We start from the raw sequence: 1,670 nt of genomic DNA, 5'->3' as shown, positions 1-1,670 counted from the left end.
AAAACCTCTATAATCAAAGACTATAGAAGTTACTACATTATTTGCTCCAGCCTCGCTTTGTGCATTTTCAATAAAATAATCATCCATCTCACTAAAGGTAGGCAGGCCAAATGGTCTCATATTTATGGCACTAATTACTAAAAAAGAAAAGAACACTATAAAAGCAATACCAAAAATAATCTTTTTCATTTTATCTTCTCCTATCTAGTCCCTCTAATGGCAAAAATAAATATTGCCATAGTCAATCCTGCTCCTATAGCTGCTTCGGCTATAGCCACATCAGGTGCATGTAATAGATAAAATTCTAAGGAAAGAAGTAAACTAACTACCGATGCTGCAATAACTGCAGGTAATAATTTTTTAAACATTACCGCTAAAAAGCTAGCAATTATAGTTATTATTAAAATGGTAATATGGATTAATTCAACGAAAGAATTCATTGTAATTTAGCCTCCTTTAACTGATCTATAACTGCTTGTTTAGGCATTATTCCACTACGATGAGCTGCCCGAGCAATGGCATGAGCTCCAGTAGGGTTAGTAACTATTAGACAGACTAATGCTAAAAAGGTATGGAGAGCAAGAACTAAAAATTTAGAGTCTTTAGTTATATGCAACTGGTAAAAACTGAAGATAATAACTGCCAAACAAGTAAAAATTGAACCAAAGGTAGTATTTTTGGTGGTAGCATGAAGTCTGGTATAGACATCAGGAAATCTAAGGAGACCTATTGAACCTAAACCATTAAATATTACGCCTATTCCCAAAAAAATATATAAAACTGTTAACAATATTCCCATTACTTTTTAGGCCCTCCTTCTAAATATTTCGCTACATATAAAGTCCCAATATAGGATAGTAAAGCATAAACAATAGCTACATCTACATAAATAACTTCTTCATAGGCTGCGCCTACCAGAATCATCCCGGCTACTACTAAAGTATTCATAGTATCTAAAGCTACTATTCTATCCGGAACAGTAGGCCCGAGGATTAATCTAATTAAAGACAATAACATAAAGATTAATAATAATCCTCCCGGAATAATAAAAATACTAAAAAATTCATTCATTCTGTAATCCTCCTTATCCACTGAGGGAAAGTACCACAAATATCAGATGTAGTAGGGGTCAAAGTAGTAACATTTATCCAATGAATATATAAATCATTAGTTTTTTCATCAATATCCACGGTAAGGGTTCCAGGTGTAAGAGTAATAGAATCTGCTAACAAAGTAATACCTAAATCAGTTTTTAATCCCGGAGAAATTTTTACTATACCGGGATTTATTTTCCCAGTTATTACTCGATAAGCTACATCGATATTACACTTAATCATAGACCAGAAAAATGGTCCAATAAAATAAATCAAAAAAATAACCCATCGGATTGGGTTTAGCATCTTATAATTTCTTTTTTGGAATAAAACCTTTCTAGCTAGGAAGGCTACGATAAGGGATAAAATAATCCCGGTTACGAATTCAAAAATACTCCATAGCCCTGCTATTTCACCGCTACTAGCAATAAGAACAAGATAAGCAACCAGGCTAAGTAAAAAGGTTACTATAAAATTTAGCATTACTTCACCTCTCTTTACTTAAATTAACAAAATATACTATAAATCTAATTTACATTTTTGTAAAGTTTTTTTATATTTATTTTTAAAAAATTT

At 31.9% G+C, this 1,670-nt stretch carries 5 protein-coding genes; all 5 read right to left on the bottom strand.

Translation table 11 applies throughout. The features are described from left to right. A partial coding sequence (locus tag COZ07_RS05300) for a hypothetical protein (RefSeq protein ID WP_406607539.1) occupies positions 1-189 on the bottom strand: 189 nt, incomplete at its 3' end. An 11-nt stretch (positions 190-200) separates the two neighbouring features. After that, positions 201-440 (bottom strand): hydrogenase subunit MbhD domain-containing protein, encoded by a 240-nt coding sequence (locus COZ07_RS05295; RefSeq protein ID WP_406607538.1) that lies wholly within the window; start codon positions 438-440, stop codon positions 201-203. Then, positions 437-799, bottom strand: a complete 363-nt coding sequence (gene mnhG / locus COZ07_RS05290) for a monovalent cation/H(+) antiporter subunit G (RefSeq protein WP_406607537.1) — start codon at positions 797-799, stop codon at positions 437-439. Before mnhG ends, COZ07_RS05295 begins: the two co-directional genes overlap by 4 nt. Then, positions 799-1,071: a cation:proton antiporter gene (locus tag COZ07_RS05285; protein WP_406607536.1), complete on the bottom strand. Its 273-nt coding sequence runs from the start codon at positions 1,069-1,071 to the stop codon at positions 799-801. The genes mnhG and COZ07_RS05285 overlap by 1 nt, the downstream gene beginning before the upstream one ends. Continuing rightward, positions 1,068-1,577, bottom strand: a complete 510-nt coding sequence (locus tag COZ07_RS05280; RefSeq protein ID WP_406607535.1) for a Na+/H+ antiporter subunit E — start codon at positions 1,575-1,577, stop codon at positions 1,068-1,070. The genes COZ07_RS05285 and COZ07_RS05280 overlap by 4 nt, the downstream gene beginning before the upstream one ends. Between the last annotated feature and the right edge of the window lie 93 nt (positions 1,578-1,670).

The sequence above is a fragment of the Candidatus Infernicultor aquiphilus genome (genome assembly GCF_002784285.1).
Taxonomy (GTDB): Bacteria; Atribacterota; Phoenicimicrobiia; order Phoenicimicrobiales; family Phoenicimicrobiaceae; genus Infernicultor; species Infernicultor aquiphilus.
Note: the sequence above shows the minus strand (reverse complement) of the source record. Positions and strands in the feature narration are given on the sequence as shown.

What these genes read in the sequence shown, in the direction of transcription:
- COZ07_RS05295 (WP_406607538.1), bottom strand. Translation starts at nt 440, where the DNA reads ATGAATTCTTTCGTTGAATTAATCCATATTACCATTTTAATAATAACT.
- mnhG (WP_406607537.1), bottom strand. Translation starts at nt 799, where the DNA reads ATGGGAATATTGTTAACAGTTTTATATATTTTTTTGGGAATAGGCGTA.
- COZ07_RS05285 (WP_406607536.1), bottom strand. Translation starts at nt 1,071, where the DNA reads ATGAATGAATTTTTTAGTATTTTTATTATTCCGGGAGGATTATTATTA.
- COZ07_RS05280 (WP_406607535.1), bottom strand. Translation starts at nt 1,577, where the DNA reads ATGCTAAATTTTATAGTAACCTTTTTACTTAGCCTGGTTGCTTATCTT.